The organism is Pollutimonas bauzanensis, from assembly GCF_900129885.1.
Lineage (GTDB): Bacteria > Pseudomonadota > Gammaproteobacteria > Burkholderiales > Burkholderiaceae_B > Pollutimonas > Pollutimonas bauzanensis.
In genome coordinates this window covers 407,266-426,405 of sequence record NZ_FQXE01000001.1, presented here as the reverse complement: position 1 = coordinate 426,405, position 19,140 = coordinate 407,266, and the positions used below count along the sequence as shown (strand labels likewise).

General features: G+C 62.8%; 11 protein-coding genes. 6 read left to right on the top strand and 5 right to left on the bottom strand.

What is annotated here, in order from left to right; genetic code table 11:
- Window positions 1-259 precede the first annotated feature (259 nt).
- Window positions 260-949, bottom strand: coding sequence for an epoxyqueuosine reductase QueH (locus tag BUB23_RS02095; protein ID WP_073101401.1), 690 nt, complete (start codon window positions 947-949; stop codon window positions 260-262).
- Between the two features lie 53 nt (window positions 950-1,002).
- Entirely contained in the window at window positions 1,003-3,783 is a 2,781-nt protein-coding gene (gene glnE, locus BUB23_RS02090; RefSeq protein WP_073101400.1) for a bifunctional [glutamate--ammonia ligase]-adenylyl-L-tyrosine phosphorylase/[glutamate--ammonia-ligase] adenylyltransferase, read from the bottom strand.
- 124 nt (window positions 3,784-3,907) lie between these two features.
- Here glnE and BUB23_RS02085 point away from each other — a divergent pair, with 124 nt between their 5' ends.
- Window positions 3,908-7,609, top strand: coding sequence for a YhdP family protein (locus BUB23_RS02085; RefSeq protein WP_143160846.1), 3,702 nt, complete (start codon window positions 3,908-3,910; stop codon window positions 7,607-7,609).
- 89 nt (window positions 7,610-7,698) lie between these two features.
- Here BUB23_RS02085 and gdhA read toward each other — a convergent pair whose 3' ends face one another.
- From gdhA to trxA, 3 genes are all read right to left on the bottom strand, one after another.
- A complete protein-coding gene (gene gdhA / locus BUB23_RS02080; RefSeq protein ID WP_073101398.1) occupies window positions 7,699-9,039 on the bottom strand; it encodes an NADP-specific glutamate dehydrogenase in 1,341 nt (446 codons plus the stop codon).
- 4 nt (window positions 9,040-9,043) lie between these two features.
- On the bottom strand, window positions 9,044-10,300 hold the full coding sequence (gene rho / locus BUB23_RS02075; RefSeq protein ID WP_073101397.1) for a transcription termination factor Rho: 1,257 nt from the start codon (window positions 10,298-10,300) through the stop codon (window positions 9,044-9,046).
- A gap of 69 nt (window positions 10,301-10,369) precedes the next feature.
- Window positions 10,370-10,696, bottom strand: a complete 327-nt coding sequence (trxA, locus tag BUB23_RS02070) for a thioredoxin TrxA (protein WP_073101396.1) — start codon at window positions 10,694-10,696, stop codon at window positions 10,370-10,372.
- Window positions 10,697-10,929: 233 nt separating this feature from the next.
- Here trxA and BUB23_RS02065 point away from each other — a divergent pair, with 233 nt between their 5' ends.
- The 5 genes from BUB23_RS02065 (at window position 10,930) to BUB23_RS02045 (ending at window position 19,021) form a co-directional block, all read left to right on the top strand.
- A complete protein-coding gene (locus tag BUB23_RS02065; protein WP_073101395.1) occupies window positions 10,930-12,891 on the top strand; it encodes a DNA topoisomerase IV subunit B in 1,962 nt (653 codons plus the stop codon).
- 18 nt (window positions 12,892-12,909) lie between these two features.
- A complete protein-coding gene (gene parC, locus BUB23_RS02060; protein WP_425439509.1) occupies window positions 12,910-15,216 on the top strand; it encodes a DNA topoisomerase IV subunit A in 2,307 nt (768 codons plus the stop codon).
- A 103-nt stretch (window positions 15,217-15,319) separates the two neighbouring features.
- A complete protein-coding gene (locus BUB23_RS02055; protein ID WP_073101393.1) occupies window positions 15,320-16,354 on the top strand; it encodes a CDP-6-deoxy-delta-3,4-glucoseen reductase in 1,035 nt (344 codons plus the stop codon).
- An 83-nt stretch (window positions 16,355-16,437) separates the two neighbouring features.
- A complete protein-coding gene (locus tag BUB23_RS02050; protein ID WP_073101392.1) occupies window positions 16,438-17,691 on the top strand; it encodes a D-amino acid dehydrogenase in 1,254 nt (417 codons plus the stop codon).
- Between the two features lie 7 nt (window positions 17,692-17,698).
- Window positions 17,699-19,021: an extracellular solute-binding protein gene (locus tag BUB23_RS02045; protein ID WP_073101391.1), complete on the top strand. Its 1,323-nt coding sequence runs from the start codon at window positions 17,699-17,701 to the stop codon at window positions 19,019-19,021.
- Window positions 19,022-19,140 lie beyond the last annotated feature (119 nt).

Sequence of the window (19,140 nt, the reverse complement as noted above, 5' to 3'; positions counted from 1 at the left end):
AGAACAACGCCCGTGTCAAGAACAACGCCCGTGTCAAGAACAACGCCCGTGTCAAGAACAACGCCCGTGTCAAGAACAACGCCCGTGTCAAGAACCAACACCCGCGTCAAGAACCAATAACCGCATCAAGAACCAATAACCGCATAAAGGACAGGCCTAGGGCACGATAGCAACGTCCAAATAGCAACCCGCAACAGCACAAAAGGCATTTAAAGAACACACACCGACGCACGACAGCGAGACGTAGAAACCTATTGCCTTACTTCTGCGGCATCGTCGGCGGAGGATTCAGTTCGAGTTCGTCCTTGCCATAAAACTTGATGCCTATCTTCACGCGCTCGCGGCCTTGGGCGCGGCGGTGGCGGTTCGTGTCGCGCAAGGAATATACACAGCCGCAGTACTCCTGCTGATAGAACTCCTCGCGCTTGCTGATTTCTATCATGCGCGCCGAACCCCCGCCCTTGCGCCAGTTGTAAGTCCAATAGACCAGGTCCGGATAGCGCGCCGCCGCGCGTTCCCCGCAGCCATTGATCTGGTTCATGTCTTTCCAGCGCGAGATGCCCAGCGAACTGCTGATGGTGTCGAAGCCATGCTCATGCGCATACAAGGCGGTGCGCTCGAAACGCATGTCGAAACACACCGTGCAGCGCTGGCCGCGCTCGGGTTCGTCCTCCAGGCCCTTCACGCGTTCGAACCAATTGTCGCGATCATAATCGGCGTCGATGAACTCGATATTGTGCTCTTCGGCGAAGCGTATATTCTCGTTCTTGCGTATCTCGTATTCGCGGTCGGGATGGATATTGGGATTGTAGAAATATATCGCGTACTCGATGCCCGACGCGGTCATCGCTTCCATCACTTCGCCCGAACAGGGCGCGCAGCAGGAATGCAAGAGCACCTTCTTGCGGTTATCGGGCAGGACAAGCTGGGGGCGTTGGAAATCAGTCATGGCTCGAGGATACGCCCGGGCAGGCGTATGGGTGAAGAGTAATACCGGCTATTTTAGTCCCCTATCACCACATTCCAAAGTTCCCGCACCGCCGCGCGCTCCTTCAGCAGCTGATCGCTCGGCACGCGGGCCTTTTCGGCGCCCTGCAGCCGCAAGGCGTGTTGCCGCTTGCGGAACTCCCGATAGGCGTCCGCCACCCTGGGCGCGAGGTCGGCCGGGATCAGCCCCGCCTCGGCGGCCAGGCGCAGCAGCGCGATATTGCCCAGGTTGTCCAAGAGCACCGGATACTGGCGGGAATGGCACAGCACGAGATATTGGGTAATGAATTCCACATCGACCATGCCGCCGCGATCATGCTTCAGGTCGAAGTCCGGCGTGCGGTTGGGGTGGCCGGCGCCGATCTTGGCGCGCATGGTCCGCACTTCGGTCTTGAAGGCTTGCGGGTCGCGCGGCAAGAGCAGGACCTGCTGGCGGATCTGCTCGAAGCGCTTGCCGATTTGCGCGTCGCCCGTCACAAAGCGCGCCCTGGTGATGGCCTGGTGTTCCCAGGCCCAGGCATGCTGCGTCTGATACTGCGCGAAGGCGTCCACCGACACCGCCAGCAGGCCCGCGTCGCCATCGGGGCGCAAGCGCAGGTCGATTTCATACAAGCGGCCCGAGGATGTCATGGTGGACAGCCACGATGACATGCGCCGCCCCAGCTTGGCGTAAATCTCGCTGGCGTCATCGTCGCTGGGGTCGTCGTAAAGAAACACCAGGTCCAGGTCGGAGGCATAGCCGATTTCCTTGCCGCCCAGTTTGCCATAGGCAATGATGGCGAACTGGGGCGGCGCGAGGTCGGCGCGCCTGTTCTTGCCCTGCACCAGCGGCCATACCCGGTAGATGGTTTCGGCCAGCAGCATGTCGGCCAGCGCCGACAGGCGGTCGGCGAGGTGCTCCACCGTCAGCACCCCTTCCAGGTCCTGGGCCAGCAACTGGAAGGTGATCTGGTGCTGCAGATCGCGCATCAAGTTCATTTGCTGCTCGACATCGGGCTGGCCGTCGGGCAGGGTGCAGGCGTCGAGCTCGTTGTGCAGCTGCTGCGCAATCTGCGCGAAATCCGGCGGCTCCAGCAGCGAATGCCATTCGATCAGGCTGTCGAGCAGCAGCGGAAAGCGGCTCAGGAACTGGGATGCCCAGGGGCTGGCGCTGACAATGCGCGCCACCCTGGCCAGCGTGTCGGGGTACTCGGCCAGCAGCGCCAGGTAGGCGCTGCGCTGGGCTATGCTTTCCACCAGCGTCAAGAGGCGTATGGCGGTCTGGTCCGGATGCTCGGTTTTGGCGGCGGTGCTGATGATGGCGGGCAGCAGCGTTTCGACGCGCTTGCGGCTGCTCTCGGGCAGGCTGCGGATGCGGTGGCTGTCCATCAGCGCATCCACCCGCTGGCAGATGGCGGGCGCCTGCGCGCCGATGTGCTGCCGGATATGCTCGATCAGGTTGCCGCAGGGCGTATCGGCGCGCTGCTCGGGCGCGTCGCCATTCTGTTCGTCGTCGCCGCCCATGCCGGCGATGCGGAAGGCGTTGCGAAAGCTCTGCTCGACGAAGGCGCGGTGGGCCGACAGCCGGGCTTCGAAATCCGGCAGCGTCATGCCCATGGCCTGCGCCAGGCCGAGGCACTGGGCCTCGTCGCGCGGCAGCAGGTGGGTCTGCTCGTCTTCGCGGTATTGCAGCATATGCTCGACGCGCCTCAAAAAGCAGTAGGCGGCTTCAAGATTGTCGGCGACCTCGGGGGCGATGACGCCGGCGCTTTTCTGCTTGTGCAGGGCCGACAGCAGGGAGCGCTGCTGCAGCGACGGCATGCGCCCGCCGCGTATCAACTGGCTCAACTGCACGATGAATTCGATTTCGCGTATGCCGCCGTCGCCCAGCTTGATGTTGTGGACTGTGTCCACGCCGGTGCGCGCCAGGGCCCGCCGCTGCCAATCCTGGCGTATGCGTTCGCGCAGGCCGCGCAGCGCCGCCAGGGCGTCGAAGTCGAAATATTTGCGGTAGACGAAAGGGGTGCGCAAGGATTCCAGCTGTTCCAGCTGGCCGGCCGGATCGCTGCCGGCAAAGGCCTTGCAGGGGATGACGCGGCTTTTCAGCCAGGCATAGCGTTCCCATTCGCGGCCCTGGCTGACCAGGTAGTTTTCCAGCGCCTCCAGGCTCCAGGCCAGGGGCCCGGAATCGCCATCCGGGCGCAGGCGCAAGTCGGTACGGAAAACCTGGCCGTCGGCGTCCATTTCCGAGAGCACGGGCATCATGCGCTGCGTGACGCGGCCGTAGAATTCGTGATGGCTGATCCTGCGCCGGCCCGTGGTTTCGCCTTCCTCGCCATACAGCATGATCAGGTCGATGTCGGACGAGACATTCAATTCCCTGCCGCCCAGCTTGCCCATGCCCAGGATCAGCAGTTCCTGGGGCCGCCCGCTGTGGGGATCGATGGGCACGCCGTGCGTTTCGGCCAGGCTGGCGGCCACGCTTTCATAGGCCTGGGCTACCGCCAGGTCGGCCAGGGCGGACATGGCGCCGACGACTTCATGCAAGGGCGCGGCGCCGTTGATGTCGCGCACCATGAGGGTAAAGAAAACCCGTTCGCGCAGTTGGCGCAATATCCGCCGCACGTCGGCCACCGGCAGCGCGGCATCCGGGCCGGCGCCCCTGAGCTCCTCGAACCAGGCTTGAACGGTCTTGCGTGTGATCGATTGGACGGCGGCTTGCGCCAGCCATTGCTCGAATGGCGCGTTGGCGCCGATCTTGCGGCGCAGCGCGCCGGACCAGCGCAGGGCGGGGTCTAATATAATGGCTGAGGACATAGGGCTTACAAGAAAGGAACGAGGCTCAAAAGCGGGAAGACGAAAACCGTAAAAACGGGTACAAGGTGTGGGGGCCAACCCCGAGAAGATACTGCAAATATTACTGTTCTGGCTAATTCAATCTGTGTTTCGAATCCCTTCCGCCTTGCTGAAGCTGTTTTTCAAGATAGTGCTCTTTGTCTACTTCCTGGCGGCAGGGCTGTTCCTGGGCGTCCGCTATTGGGTATTGCCCAATATCGATCAGTGGCGCCCTTATATTGCGCAGCAATTGTCAGCGGCATTGAAGACCAGGGTCAGCCTGGGCGTAGTGAAGGCCGACTGGAACGGGCTGCATCCGCGGCTGGAGCTGGGCGATGTCGCCTTCACCGACCGGCGCCAGCGCCAGGTCCTGAGCCTGCCCCGCGTGCAGGCGGTGCTGAGCTGGCGCAGCCTTTTCACCGGGACTCCCCAATTCGTCAGCCTTCAGGCCCAGGGCATCGATATCAGCCTGCGGCGCGACCGCCGCCAGCGCCTCTGGGTGCTGGGGCAGTCTTTCCAGATGGAGGCCCTCGATCAGCAGGATGCCGGCGCGCAGGACGAGATCCTCGCATGGCTGGCCACGCAGCGCCGGATCGTGCTGGCCGATGCGACGATACGCTGGGTGGACGAAACCCGCCATGCGCCGCCGCTGGTTCTGCGGTCTGTGACATTGACCCTGCGCAGCCATGGAGCCGATCACTCTTTCTCGGCAAGGGCGATACCGCCGTCCGAACTGGGCCAGTCGCTGGATGTGCGCGGCCAGTTCCGCCAGGCGTCCGGGGGCGGGCCGCAAGCATTCTCCCTGAAGGACGGCGCCGGGCAGGTGTATGTCAATGTGGAGAAAATGCGCCCGCTGGGCTGGAGTCCCTGGCTGGACATGCCCCAGCCGCTGGAATCCGGGGAAGTGTCGGCCCAGGCCTGGCTGACCCTCGCGGCCGGCGGCATCGCCCGCTACACTTCGGATGTGACCGTCAAACAGGGGCGCTGGCGGTTTGGCGACAAGGCGTATGTCCAGGCCGACTTCCTGCGCCTGTACATGGCCGGGCCCTGGGCGGGCTTCCGGCAGATCTTTCCTGCAAGCGCCGGCGCATCGGCGCCCGCCGCGCCGGCCTTGCCGCCGATTGCCGGCGCCGCGCCGGCTCCCGCTGTCGAGTTTCGCCTGCAGGCCAGGAGGCTGGGCCTGGACGCCGGCGACATTTTCGCCCAACCGCTGGACTTCAACAGCATCGACGCCCAGGGCACGGCGCGCAATCTGCCCGGCTCGGTGCTGCGTGTGCAGGCCGACCGCGTGGACCTGGCCAACAAGGATATGGATGCCAGCCTTCAAGGCAGTTGGCAGCAGGGCGGCAGCGGCCCTGCCGGCCTGATCGATATCCATGGCAAGTTCAAGCGGGCCATGGTCGCGGCGATACATGAATACCTGCCTGGCATCGTGGACCTCGATGCGCGCGAATGGATGGCCAAGGGATTGCTGGCCGGCGTCATCCAGGATGCCGACCTGACGCTCAACGGCGATCTCGAACACTTTCCTTTTGCCGAGGACCCCTCCAAAGGCAATTTCAAGGTCCTGGGACGGTATTCGGGCGGGATGATCGATTACCTGCCGCCGGAGGGCAAGACGCTGGGCTGGCCGCGCCTGAACGACATGCAGGGCACCATAGCGCTGCACCGGGCCGATCTGCGCCTGGTGTCGGATCAGGCGTGGATGCAGCCGGCCGCCGGCCTGCCGATTCAACTGAGCCAGGTCAGCGCCCATATTCCCAATATCGAAGATAAGCCCGTCCTGCATATCGATGGCCTGACGGCGGCCAAGGGCGAGGCCTATCTGGCGCTCATGAAGCATACGCCCCTGGGCGAGATGCTGGGCGGGGTATTCAACGAGGCGAGCGCCGACGGCGACTGGGAAGTGCCGCTGGCCTTGACCATACCCCTGCTCAATAGCCGCGATACCAAGCTGCGGGGCGCTATCCGCTTTTCGGGCAACAGCTTGCGCCTGGCGCCGGAGATGCCGGCGTTCAGCCAGATCAGCGGCGCCCTGGATTTTACCGATGAAGCAATGAGTTCATCCGGGCTCAAGGCGGACTTCCTGGGAGGGCCGGTGAGCTTCACCGGCGGCGTGGGCGGGCCCCAGAAGGGCTTGCAATTGCAGGGCCGGGCCAGCGCCAAGGCCCTGGCCGACTATGTCGGCCTGGAGGGCATGAAGCGCCTGCAGGGCACTGTGCCGTATAAAGCCACGGTGCAGCAGCCCGATGCCAAGTCGTTTTCGCTCAGCCTGGACTCCACCCTGTCGGGGCTGGCGCTCGATTTGCCGCCTCCCTTGGGCAAATCCGCCGGGCAAGCCATGCCGCTGCACGTCGATTGGCGCCGGCATGCGGACGGCAAGAGCATGGCCCTCGATGTGGCGCTGGGCCAGGGCATGCGCGCCACGCTGCTGCACCGTAATGGCCGGAAGGAGGGCGCTTATTTCCATGCGGCGGCGGTGGGCGTGAATCAGGAGCCGGATCTCCAGCCAGAGGGCTTGAGCGTGGATGTGAGTTATCCCTCGGTCGATATCGACAGCTGGGACCGGATCGTCAGCGAATTTTCCACTTCGGCCAAGCCCGGCGGCCGGCGCGAGCGCCCCTTGCTGCCCGATGCGCGCCAGTTGCGCCTGCAGACCGCGCAGGCCCGGGTGCATGGCCTCAAGCTCGATGAACTGACCTTTACGGCGCGCCAGCCCGAGCCCGAGCAATGGCGCGTGGATGTAAGCTCTACACAGACCGCCGGCACCCTGTTCTGGCGCGAGGCCAGGGGCCGCATAGCGGGCCGCATCGACGCCAATTTCGACCGGCTGGCACTGGGGCGTGACAAGGCCGGCGGCGCGGCGGACGACAAGAATGCCGAAGACAGCAGTTTTCGCATCGACGACGATCTGGATATTCCCGGAGTCAATCTTTATGTGAAGAACTTGCGCCTGTACGGACGCGATGCGGGGGAATTATCGGTGGTGGGCGTCAACCAGGCGCGCGGGGAACTGTGGCGGCTCGACGAGCTCAAGCTGGCCGGCCGTGGGGCCAGCCTCGCGGGCTCGGGCATGTGGCGCCTGAGCGGCAAGGACCGCGGCTTGACGCTGGACGCGCAAGCGCATATCAGCGACCTGGGAGCGTATTTCGACCAGGTCGGCATGAAGGACGTCATGAAAGCGGGCAAGGGCACCCTCAAGGGCCGGTTCGAGTGGCGCAATATGCCCTGGGATGTCAGCAAGGAGGACTTGAACGGCAAGATCGAGTTCGACCTCGAGAAGGGCCGTTTCAGCAACGTCAATTCGCGTTCATCGCGCCTGCTGGAGCTGCTTTCCCTGCAGTCGGTGAAAAGGATGGCGCGCCTGGATTTCAATCCGGCGGGCTTGACCAAGGAAGGCTTTCCCTACGACAAGCTGCGCGGCACCCTGGTCCTGGATAGCGGCGTGATGAGCACCAGCGATTATCGCGTCATTGGCCCGGTGGGCACTATCGTGATAGGCGGGGATGTCGATCTGGTGCGCGAAAATCTGAATTTGCAGGCGGTGGTGGTTCCCAACCTGGATGTCAGCGGCGCCGCCGTCGCGGCGGGCATTGCCATCAATCCCATCGTGGGCGTCGGCGCATTCCTGACGCAGTGGCTGCTGCAGGGGCCGCTGGCCAAGGCCATGACGGCGCAATATCAGATCCATGGCGATTGGGACGACCCGCAGATCAAGGAAATCGCCGTACCCGCGGCCAATGGGAAAGCGGCCGCGAATCCCGGCGCCGCGCCGAAAGCCGGCACGCTTCCGCGAGTGGAGCCCTAGGGCCGCGCCGGCCGACCCGACTATTTGGTGTTTGTGCTGCCGCGTTGTCTGCCGGGTTGCGCGCCCGTGGCGCCGCAACCCGGCCTGCGTCAGAAAATGCCTTGATGCAGCATTGCGTCGGCGACCTTGACGAAGCCGGCGATATTGGCACCATTGACGTAATTTACCGATTTGCCTTCGGAGCCGTGGCGCACGCAGTTTTCGTGGATGTCGCGCATGATGGCGTGCAGCTTGGTGTCCACTTGCTCGCGGGTCCATTGCAGGCGCTGCGAGTTCTGGCTCATTTCAAGGCCGGACACCGCCACGCCGCCGGCATTGCTGGCCTTGCCGGGCGCATACAGGATATTGGCGTCGATGAAGGCGTCGACCGCGGCCAGGCTGGTAGGCATGTTGGCGCCTTCGGCCACGCAGCGCACGCCGTTTCTGATCAGCGTCTGGGCGTCTTCGAGTTCGAGTTCGTTCTGGGTGGCGCAGGGCAGCGCGACATCCACCGGCACATGCCAGGGGCGCTTGCCGGCTTCATAGACCAGGTTGAACTGCCTGGCGTAGTCTTCGACGCGGCCGCGCTGCTGGGTTTTCAGCTCGATGAGCGCGGCCAGCTTTTCGTGGGTGAAGCCCGCCTTGTCGATGACGGCGCCATGCGAGTCGCTGACGGTAATGACCTTGGCGCCCAGCTGCAGGCATTTTTCAATGGCGTACTGGGCCACGTTGCCCGAGCCCGACACGGATACCGTCAGGCCTTCGATGGACTGATGGGCGTGCTTGAGCATTTCCTCGGCGAAATAGACCGTGCCGTAGCCGGTGGCCTCGGGGCGGACAAGGCTGCCGCCGAAGCTCAGGCCCTTGCCGGTGAATACCGATGCCGCGGAATTGGAGAGCTTCTTCATCATGCCGGCCATGAAGCCGACTTCACGGGCGCCCACGCCGATGTCACCGGCGGGGACGTCGGTGTCCGGCCCCAGATGGCGGTGCAGCTCGATGATCAGCGCCTGGCAGAAGCGCATGACTTCCGCGTCGGATTTGCCTTTGGGATCGAAGTCGGAGCCGCCCTTGCCGCCGCCCATGGGCAGCGTGGTCAAGGCATTCTTGAACGTCTGCTCGAAGGCCAGGAATTTCAGGATGGAAAGATTGACCGACGGGTGGAAACGCATCCCGCCCTTGAATGGGCCTATGCTGGAACTGTGCTGGATGCGGTAGCCGCGGTTGGTCTGCACTTGCCCGCTGTCGTCGACCCACGAGATGCGGAACTGGATGATGCGTTCCGGTTCGACTATTCGTTCCAGGATGCCATGCTGCGCATAGCGGGGGTTTTTTTCGATGAACGGCCAGAGGCTATTCATGACCTCTTTGACTGCCTGCATGAATTCAGGCTGATGCGGGTCGCGGGCGCTTATTTGGGCAAGGTAATGATCAAGGGTAGGTAGCGTCATTTTGTTATTTTTTCATCATGTCGAAAAATTCGGCGTTGGTCTTGGTGGCGCGAATTTTATCCAGAATGAACTCCATCGCTTCGATTTCGTCCATGTCGTGGATGAATTTGCGCAGCACCCAAATTTTCTGCAAAAGGTCGGGCTTGATGAGCAGTTCTTCGCGGCGCGTGCCCGATTTGTTCAGGTTGATGGCGGGATACACGCGCTTCTCGGCCAGGCGGCGCTCCAGGTGGACTTCGGAGTTGCCGGTGCCCTTGAACTCTTCGTAAATGACCTCGTCCATGCGGCTGCCGGTTTCCACCAGCGCCGTGCCGATGATGGTCAGCGAGCCGCCCTCTTCGACGTTGCGGGCGGCTCCGAAAAAGCGCTTGGGGCGTTGCAGCGCGTTGGCGTCCACGCCGCCGGTCAGGACCTTGCCCGAAGCCGGAACCACGGTGTTGTAGGCGCGCGCCAGGCGGGTGATGGAGTCCAGCAGGATGACAACGTCTTTTTTGAGTTCGACCAGGCGCTTGGCCTTTTCGATGACCATTTCGGCCACTTGCACGTGGCGCGTGGCCGGCTCGTCGAACGTCGACGCCACCACTTCGCCGCGCACGGTGCGCTGCATTTCGGTGACTTCCTCGGGGCGCTCATCGACCAGCAGCACTATCATGACCGCGTCGGGATAATTGGCGCTGATGGCATGGGCCATATGCTGCATGATCACCGTCTTGCCGGACTTGGGGCTGGCCACGATCAGGGCGCGCTGGCCTTTGCCTACGGGAGCGAAGATGTCCATGATGCGGCCGGTGATGTTCTCTTCGCTCTTGATGTCGCGTTCGAGAGTCATGACCTCGTCCGGATGCAGCGGCGTGAGGTTTTCAAACATGATGCGATGCTTGATGGCCTCTGGCTGCATGCCATTGACCTTGTCGACCTTGACCAGCGCGAAATAGCGTTCGCCGTCCTTGGGGACGCGGACCTCGCCTTCGATGGAGTCGCCGGTATGCAGATTGAAGCGCCGGATTTGCGAGGGCGAAATATAGATGTCGTCGGTGCTGGCCAGGTAGGAGGTCTCGGGCGAGCGCAAAAAACCGAAGCCGTCGGGCAACACTTCCAGGACGCCGTCGCCAAAAATCTGTTCGCCTTGCTTGGCGTGGCGCTTCATGATGGCAAACATGAGCTCTTGCTTGCGCAAGCGGCTGGCGTTGTCAATATCAAGGGCTGCGGCCATTTCGAGAAGTTTCGAAACGTGCTGTGCTTTTAATTCGGTGAGGTGCATGTGAGGAAAGAGGGGGGTATTTGCAAAGTGGTGGCGAGCCTAGAATAGGCTCGCGCGACAACGACCGATTTACAGGGATTCGTCTAGGAAAGTGTTGAGTTGCGACTTGGACAAGGCGCCCACTTTGGTGGCTGCCGCCTTGCCGTCTTTGAACAGCATAAGTGTCGGGATGCCGCGAATGCCGAACTTGGCGGCGGTTTCGGGGTTTTCGTCCACATTGACTTTGGCTATGATAACACGCCCCTCGTACTGGCTGGCGGCCTCGTCAAGGAACGGCGCGATCATTTTGCAGGGCCCGCACCAGGCCGCCCAGTAGTCGACCAGAACGGGTACGTCCGAGTTGAGGACGTCGGCCTCGAAGGAGGCATCGCTCACGTGTTTGATAGATTCGCTCATGATAGAAAGACAAAGAAGATGATTGGAAACTTGGATAAGCTACAGGAAGGCAGGCAACAAGACCATGTATTCTAGTAAGTGCCGGTGGGGCTTGTGACCCATTTTTTACAAGCATACCACCGACGGCCCGGCCGCGCACAGCGGCTTTTCGCCAGCGGCGCGGGTCTGTTCAAATCCGATGTGGCGCATACTCCGTAAAATAGCGCTTTCCTCACAGAAAATTCGAGAATAAATTGGCTACACCACGCTACGACGAAGCATCAATTCGAGTACTGAAAGGGCTGGAACCTGTGCGGCAGCGGCCGGGCATGTACACCCGCACCGACAATCCCCTGCACATCCTCCAGGAAGTCATAGACAACGCCGCCGACGAGGCCCTGGCGGGCTTTGTCCAGCAGATCAAGGTCACCATGCATGCCGATGGCAGCGTGTCCATCGAGGACGACGGCCGCGGCATCCCGGTGGGCCTGCATCCCGAAGAGCACGCGCCCGTGGTGGAACTGGTGTTCACGCGGCTGCACGCCGGCGGCAAGTTCGACAAGAAAGCGGGCGGCGCCTATGCTTTTTCCGGCGGCCTGCACGGCGTCGGGGTATCGGTCACCAATGCGCTGTCGACGCGGCTGGAAGTGCGCGTCTGGCGCGACGGCAGGACGCACGAGCTGGTTTTCGCCAATGGCGACGTGCTCGAGCCGCTGCGCGAACTGGAGCCGGCCGGCCGCAGGAAAACCGGCACGCGGGTGCGCGTCTGGCCCGACCCCAAATATTTCGATTCGGCCGCCATACCCATGGCCGAGCTGGTGCATGCCTTGCGCAGCAAAGCGGTGCTGCTCAATGGCATCAAGGTGACGCTGCTCATCGAGAAAACCGGCGAGACGCGCGAGTGGCAGTACCAGGAAGGCTTGCGCGGCTACCTGGAAGAAGCCCTGGATGACGCCGAGAAAATCATCCCGGTGTTCGAGGGCAAGCAGTACGCCGCGGACGACGACGAGTCCTACGCGCCAGGGGAGGGCGCCCAATGGGTGGTGATCTGGACGGTCGACGGCCCTGTGGTGCGCGAGTCCTACGTGAACCTGATATCCACGACGGCGGGCGGCACCCACGAGGCCGGCCTGCGCGACGGCCTGTTCAATGCGGTCAAGTCTTTCGCCGAGCTGCACAGCCTGGTGCCCAAGGGCGTCAAGCTCCTGCCTGAAGATGTGTTTGCCCGCGCCAGTTTCGTGCTTTCGGCCAAAGTGCTCGATCCGCAATTCCAGGGCCAGATCAAAGAGCGCCTGAACAGCCGCGATGCCGTGCGGCTGGTCAGCGGCTTTGCCAAGAATGCCCTGGACTTGTGGCTGCATGCCAATGTCGAATACGGCAAGAAGCTGGCGGAAAGCGCCATACGCCAGGCCCAGGCGCGCGCCAAGTCGTCGCAGAAGGTCGAAAAGCGCAAAAGCTCGGGCGTGGCGGTGCTGCCAGGCAAGCTCACCGATTGCGAATCCAGCGATGCCTCGCGCACCGAAGTGTTTCTGGTGGAAGGGGATTCCGCCGGCGGGTCGGCCAAAATGGGGCGCGACAAGGGCTACCAGGCCGTCCTGCCCTTGCGCGGCAAGGTCTTGAATTCCTGGGAAGTCGATCGCGACCGCCTGTTTGCCAACAATGAAATCCACGATATCGCGGTGGCCATAGGCGTGGACCCGCACGGGCCCAATGACAGCGCCGATCTTTCCGGATTGCGCTACGGCCGCGTCTGCATCCTGTCGGACGCCGATGTCGACGGCTCGCACATCCAGGTGCTGCTGTTGACGCTGTTTTTCCGCCACTTTCCCAAGCTGGTCGAAGCCGGCCATGTCTATGTGGCCCGTCCTCCGCTGTTTCGCGTGGATGTGCCCGCGGCCGGCAAGCGGCCGGCCCGCAAGGTCTACTGCCTGGACCAGGGCGAACTGGAGGCGGTGCAGGACAAACTGCGCAAGGAAGGCGTGCGCGAAGCCTCCTGGAGCATTAGCCGTTTCAAGGGCCTGGGCGAAATGAGCGCCGAGCAGCTATGGGATACCACCATGAATCCCGACACCCGCCGCCTCATGCCGGTCGCCTATGGCGAGCCGGGCATCGCCGCCACCACGCAGATGTTCGACATGCTGATGGGCAAGGGCGAGTCCGCGCAGCGGCGCGTCTGGCTGGAAGAAAAAGGCAATCTGGCCGAGGTCGACGTTTAAACCCACACAGAGATGACAATGGACAGTACACAAACAGGCTTGTTCGACGAAGCTCCGAACGGCGACGACAGTATTACGCTCGCGCATTATGCCGAGCAGGCTTACCTGGATTACGCGGTGTCGGTGGTGCGGGGCCGGGCCCTGCCCGATCTCACCGATGGCCAGAAACCGGTGCAGCGCCGCATTCTTTACGCCATGCAGGCGATGGGCCTGGGCCCCGGCGCCAGGCCGGTCAAGTCGGCGCGGGTGGTGGGCGACGTGCTGGGCAAGTACCATCCCCACGGCGACCAGGCCGCCTATGACGCCATGGTGCGCATGGCGCAGGATTTCACGCTGCGCTATCCGCTGGTCGACGGCCAGGGCAATTTCGGCTCGCGCGACGGCGACAATGCCGCGGCCATGCGCTACACCGAGGCCAGGCTTACCCCGTTCGCCCGCATCCTGCTCGATGAGCTCGACGAAGGCACGGTGGATTTCGCCCCCAACTACGATGGCAGCCAGAAGGAACCCGTGCTGCTGCCGGCCCGCCTGCCGGTGATGCTGTTGAACGGCGCCTCGGGCATTGCGGTGGGCATGGCCACGGAAATTCCCTCGCACAATCTGCGCGAAGTGGCGCGCGCCTGCGTGGCGCTCATCAAGAATCCCAGGCTTGCGGACGAAGAACTCTACAGCCTGGTGCCCGGCCCCGATTTTGCGGGGGGCGGGCAGATCATCTCCTCGCCCGCCGATATCGCGCATATCTACGGCGTGGGCAGGGGCTCGATCAAGGCGCGGGCGCGCTGGGAATTCGAGGAACTGGCCCGCGGCCAATGGCAGTTGGTGATCACCGAGCTGCCGCCGGGAACGTCGTCGCAGAAAATCCTGGAGGAAATCGAGGATCGCACCAATCCCAAGGTCAAGGCGGGCAAGAAAAGCCTGACGACCGAACAGCAGCAAACCAAGGCGCTGGTCCTGGGCCTGCTGGACACCGTGCGCGACGAATCGGGCAAGCAGGCCTCGATACGCCTGGTGTTCGAGCCCAAAAGCAGCCGCATCGACCGCAACGAATTCGTCAATACACTGCTGGCGCAGACCAGCATGGAAGGCAGCGTTTCCATCAACCTGGTCTGCATAGGCACCGACGGCCGGCCCGGCCAGCGCGCCTTGCGCCAGGTCCTGACCGATTGGCTGGGCTTCCGGGCGCTGACCATCACGCGGCGCACCCAATTCCGCCTGGACAAGGTCACCGACCGCATCCATGTGCTGGAAGGCCGGATGGTGGTGTACCTGAATGTGGATGAGGTCATCCAGACCATACGCGAGTCCGACGAGCCGCGCGCGGCGCTGATGCAGCGTTTCGACCTGTCCGAACGGCAGGCCGAAGACATCCTGGAGATGCGCTTGCGCCAATTGGCGCGCCTGGAGGGCTTCAAGATCGAAAAGGAATTGGCCGCCCAGAAGGACGAGCAGGCCGCCCTGCAGGAGCTGCTGGACAATCCCCTGGCGTTCAAGCGCCTGATGATCAAGGAAATCGAAGCCGACGCGAAACAGTATGGCGACGACCGCCGCACGCTCATCGAAGTGGCCGAACGCGCCGTGCTGGAGAACCGCGTCGTCGAAGAACCGGTGACCGTCATCATTTCTCAGAAAGGCTGGCTGCGCACCCGCCAGGGCCACGGCCACGATGCCGGCCAATTCGGCTTCAAGGCGGGCGATGCGCTGTACGACGCCATAGAATGCCGCAGCACCGACGAATTGGTGGCTTTTTCCAGCAGCGGCCGCGTCTATACGGTGGCGGTGGCCGGCCTGCCTTCGGCGCGCGGCGACGGCCAGCCCATTACCACCATGATAGACATGGAGCCCGGCACGCGCATCACCCATATGATTGCCGGGCCGGCCAGCCAGCGCTATGTGCTGGGCACGCAGGGCGGCTACGGCTTTATCGCCGCCCAGAAGGACATGGCCTCGCGCCAGCGGGCCGGCAAGCAGTTCATGACGCTGGACAAGGGCGACGCCTTGTTGAAGCCCGCAGCTTTGCGCGGCACGGATCAACACCTGGCCATGCTGAGCAGGAAGGGCCGCTTCCTGGTGGTGGACCTGGCCGAACTCAAGACGCTGTCAGGCGGCGGGCGCGGCACCATCCTGATGGGGCTGGACGCGGGCGACGCCGTGGCCCAATGGGTGCCGGCGGGCCCGGCCGGAATACTGGCCAGCGGCGTATACCGCAACAAGGAAACCGTCCTGGAGCTGGGTCCCGATGCGCTGGCCGAATACATGGGCAAACGGGCCCGCAAAGGAAAAGCCTTGTCGATCAAGGTGAAGCAACCTACACTTTTGCCCGCGTAGCCTAGTGCTTCCCGCGGATCGCGCGGGAACCGCCTTTGGCCATCCCGGCAGGCTTGCCTTTAAAATGGGCCTATCCCATTCATTTCTTATATTGTCAGGCGTTATGAGTTTCAAGGTTACAGTTCAACCCAGCAATCACGAGTTCACCGCCGAAGACGGCCAGACCGTGCTGGACGCCGCCCTGGCGGCGGGCATCGTCCTGCCCTACAGCTGCCGCAACGGCGCGTGTTCCACCTGCAAGGGCAAGGTGGTCGCCGGCTCATACGATGCGGGAAGCAGTCCGGCGCAAATCCTCTCGCCGGAAGAGCTGGCCCAGGGCTATACGCTGTTCTGCCAGGCCAGGCCCAGCTCGGACCTGCTTATCGAAGCCCATGAAATCCGCATGGCCAGCGATATCCAGATACGCAAAATGCCTTCGCGCGTGATGGAAATCGAACGCGTCGCCAGCGACGTCATGGTGGTCAAGCTGCAACTGCCGGCGACCGACCCGTTTCGCTTCTATGCGGGGCAGTATCTGGAATTCATCCTGAAAGACGGCCGCCGGCGCAGCTATTCCATGGCCACGCCGCCCGCCGACAACAATCTGGTCGAATTGCACATACGCCATCTGCCGGGCGGGATCTTCACCGACCATGTCTTCGGCGCGGGCGCCACGCAGATGAAGGTGCGCGAAATCCTGCGCGTCGAAGGGCCTTTCGGTTCCTTCTTTTTGCGCGATGACAGCGACAAGCCCGTTGTGTTTCTGGCCAGCGGCACCGGTTTCGCGCCCATCAAGGCCATCGTCGAGCGTATGATAGCCAGCGGCGACCGGCGCCAGGCTGTGCTGTATTGGGGCGGGCGCCGTCCGGCCGATTTATATATGCACGACAAGGCATTGGAATGGGCCGCGGCACTGCCCAATTTCAGCTACGTTCCAGTAATCTCCGATGCGCAGGCCGGCGACGGCTGGATAGGCCGCAGCGGTTTCGTGCACCAAGCCGTGCTGCAGGATATTCCCGACTTGTCGGGGTATCAGGTGTACGCTTGTGGCGCGCCCATCATGGTGGACAGCGCCCGCAAGGATTTCATTCAACTGAACGGCCTGGCGGAAGACGACTTCTTCGCCGACGCGTTTACGACCGAGGCCGACGCCGCCTAGCCGGCGCCCGCGCCGGCCAGGCGGCCAGCAGGAAAGGGCGCGCCGCGGCGCGCGTCTTTCCATCAGCATTAAAGGCAGGAACTATGAGAATAGCGGTACTCGGTAGCGGCATTATCGGAACATCCACGGCATGGTGGCTGCGCCAGGCGGGGCACGAGGTGGTGGTCATCGATCGCGAAAGCGGCCCCGCCCAGGAAACCAGCCGGGCCAATGGCTGCCAGATATCAGTATCGTATTCCGAGCCCTGGGCCAATCCGCAGGCGCCCATGAAGCTGGCGCGCTGGCTATTCAAGGACGATGCCCCCATCCTGTTCAAGCCGCAGTTCGATCCGCGCCAATGGTGGTGGGCGCTGATGTTCCTGCGCGAGTGCCTGCCCGGGCGCCTCGCGCCGAACATCCGCGCCATGGTCCGCCTGGCCGAATACAGCCGCGGCACCCTGCGGCAAATGCGCGCCGAACTGGACATACAGTACAACCATCTTGAACGCGGCATACTGAATTTCTACCGCGATCCGGCCGAATTCGAGAATTCCCAGGAAATGGCCGGGGTCATGCGCGACTTCGGCGTGGACCGCCGGATTGTCACCACGGACGAAATCATCCAGCTGGAACCCGCGCTGGCGCATTTGCGCGGCACTATCGTGGGCGGCGACTATACGGCGGAAGACGAAACCGGCGATATCTATCTGTTTACCACGGCATTGGCCGAGCGCGCCCGCGACGCGGGGGTGGAATTCCGTTTTTCCACCCAGCTCAGCCGCCTGATATCGGTCGGCGGGCGCATCCAGGGCGCCGAGGTCATCAGGCCTGACGGCCTGTACGAAACCATCCAGGCCGACGCCTACGTGGCCGCGCTGGGATCCTACACCCCGCATTTCGTCGCGCCTCTGGGGGTGCCGTGCAATGTCTATCCCGCCAAAGGCTATTCCGCCTCCTTCGATATCGTCAACGAGGCGGCCGCGCCCATGGTCAGCCTGACCGACAGCGCGCACAAGATGGTTTACAGCCGCCTGGGCAATCAGCTGCGCATGGCCGGCACTGCGGAACTTTCCGGCTATTCGCGCGCTCTTAATACAATCCGTTGCGAAAATATGGCCCAATTCGCGCGAGAATTGTTTCCAACGGCGCTCGATTTTGATAACGTACGCTACTGGTCAGGCCTGCGTCCCACGACTCCCTCAAATGTTCCCCTCATTGGCAGAACAAGAATTCAGAACCTGTACCTTAATACCGGGCACGGCACATTGGGCTGGACCATGGGCGTCGGTTCCGGCCGCGCTCTGGCCGACCTGATTTCCGGCCGCCGGCCCGAACCCGAATTTCCTTTTCTAGGCTAATTGTCTTATGAAACAACACTGGTTTTCTGGCGCTCCCGGTTCCGGGCGCCGCCTGGCGTGGATAAGCGCCGGCTCCCTGCTGCTTTCGTCCATGGCCGCCTCGGCCGCCACCGATATCCAGGTCTGGCATTCCCTCAATCCCTATAACAAGAAAGCCTTCGAGGACCTGGTCAAGGATTTCAACAAGGACCAGAAAGAAGTCAAGGTCGAACTGAAAGCCTTCGCCACGCCCGAGGATATCGAAGCGGCGCTGGCCAAGGCCAAGAAACAAGAGGACAAGCCGAATCTGGTCCAGCTCGACGACTCCCGAGCGCCCGACGAGATCGCCAAGCGGTCCTATATCCAGCCCCTGCATGTCCTGGCCGCCAAATACCCGGTCAAAGACGCCAAATGGTTTTTGTCCGACGCCAACGCTTTCATCCGCGACAGCAAAGGGCGCCTGCTGGCCTTTCCCTACATGGTCGATGTGCCGGTCATGTACTACAACGTAGACGCCTTCAAGAAGGCCGGCATCAAGCCCGCCGTGCCGCAGCGGTCCTGGAAAGGGCTGCAGGACCAGCTGGTCACCATGGCCAACAATGGCTCGCGCAATTGCCCTCTGACCAGCGACCAGCCGGTGTCCATCAACCTGGAAAACCTGGCGGCGGTGAACAACCAGCCCTACACCACCGACGACAATGGCCTGAAAGCCAAGGGCACCCCGGTCTTCACCTTCGATTCGATGTACATACGCCATCTGTCGATGATGATCAGCTGGGTGCGCACCGAATTGCTGGTCAAGCCCGAATTCGACAAGGTGGCGGCCAAGCGTTTCGCCAATGGCGAATGCGCGGTGCTGATGTCCACTTCCAGCAACCTGGGCTGGTTCAAAGACTCCAAGAAGCTGGACTTCGCCATCAGCGGCCTGCCGTATTACCCCGAAGTCACCCAGAAGCCGGGCAATCCCTTCGTGGGCGGCTCCGCGCTATGGGCCATTGCCGGCCAGCCCAAGGAAAGCGACGCCGCCAGCGTGAAGTTCCTGTCCTGGCTCAGCCAGCCCAAACAGGCGGCCGGCTGGTTTCAAGACACCGGCTTCCTGCCTCTGACCAAGCAGGCCTTCGAACAAACCGACAAGGGCTATTACAAGAACCTGGGCGACTGGCAGAGCCTGGTGGCGGCCTATGCCACCAGCCCCGCCGTCACGTCTCGCGGTTTCCGCGTCAACAATTATCCCAAGATCAAGGCCATGTTCCAGCAGAAGCTGGACGGCGCTTTCAACGGCAAGCAGCCCGCGGTGACGGCCCTGAAATCGGCCTCCGCCGAAGCGGGCCAGATCATGCGCGAGCGTTGATCGCATAAAGCCGGGCCGGTCCCCAAGGCCGGCCGCAGGCGCTACTGGCGCAAACAAGACACCCCGTGGGCAAATTGAGCCCACGGGGTGTCTTGTTTTCATGGTCATCAAAAAATAAT

Coding starts and splice junctions, on each gene's coding strand:
- gdhA (WP_073101398.1), bottom strand. CDS start 9,039: ATGACGCTACCTACCCTTGATCATTACCTTGCCCAAATAAGCGCCCGC.
- trxA (WP_073101396.1), bottom strand. CDS start 10,696: ATGAGCGAATCTATCAAACACGTGAGCGATGCCTCCTTCGAGGCCGAC.
- BUB23_RS02050 (WP_073101392.1), top strand. CDS start 16,438: ATGAGAATAGCGGTACTCGGTAGCGGCATTATCGGAACATCCACGGCA.
- BUB23_RS02095 (WP_073101401.1), bottom strand. CDS start 949: ATGACTGATTTCCAACGCCCCCAGCTTGTCCTGCCCGATAACCGCAAG.
- BUB23_RS02055 (WP_073101393.1), top strand. CDS start 15,320: ATGAGTTTCAAGGTTACAGTTCAACCCAGCAATCACGAGTTCACCGCC.
- parC (WP_425439509.1), top strand. CDS start 12,910: ATGGACAGTACACAAACAGGCTTGTTCGACGAAGCTCCGAACGGCGAC.
- rho (WP_073101397.1), bottom strand. CDS start 10,300: ATGCACCTCACCGAATTAAAAGCACAGCACGTTTCGAAACTTCTCGAA.
- glnE (WP_073101400.1), bottom strand. CDS start 3,783: ATGTCCTCAGCCATTATATTAGACCCCGCCCTGCGCTGGTCCGGCGCG.
- BUB23_RS02045 (WP_073101391.1), top strand. CDS start 17,699: ATGAAACAACACTGGTTTTCTGGCGCTCCCGGTTCCGGGCGCCGCCTG.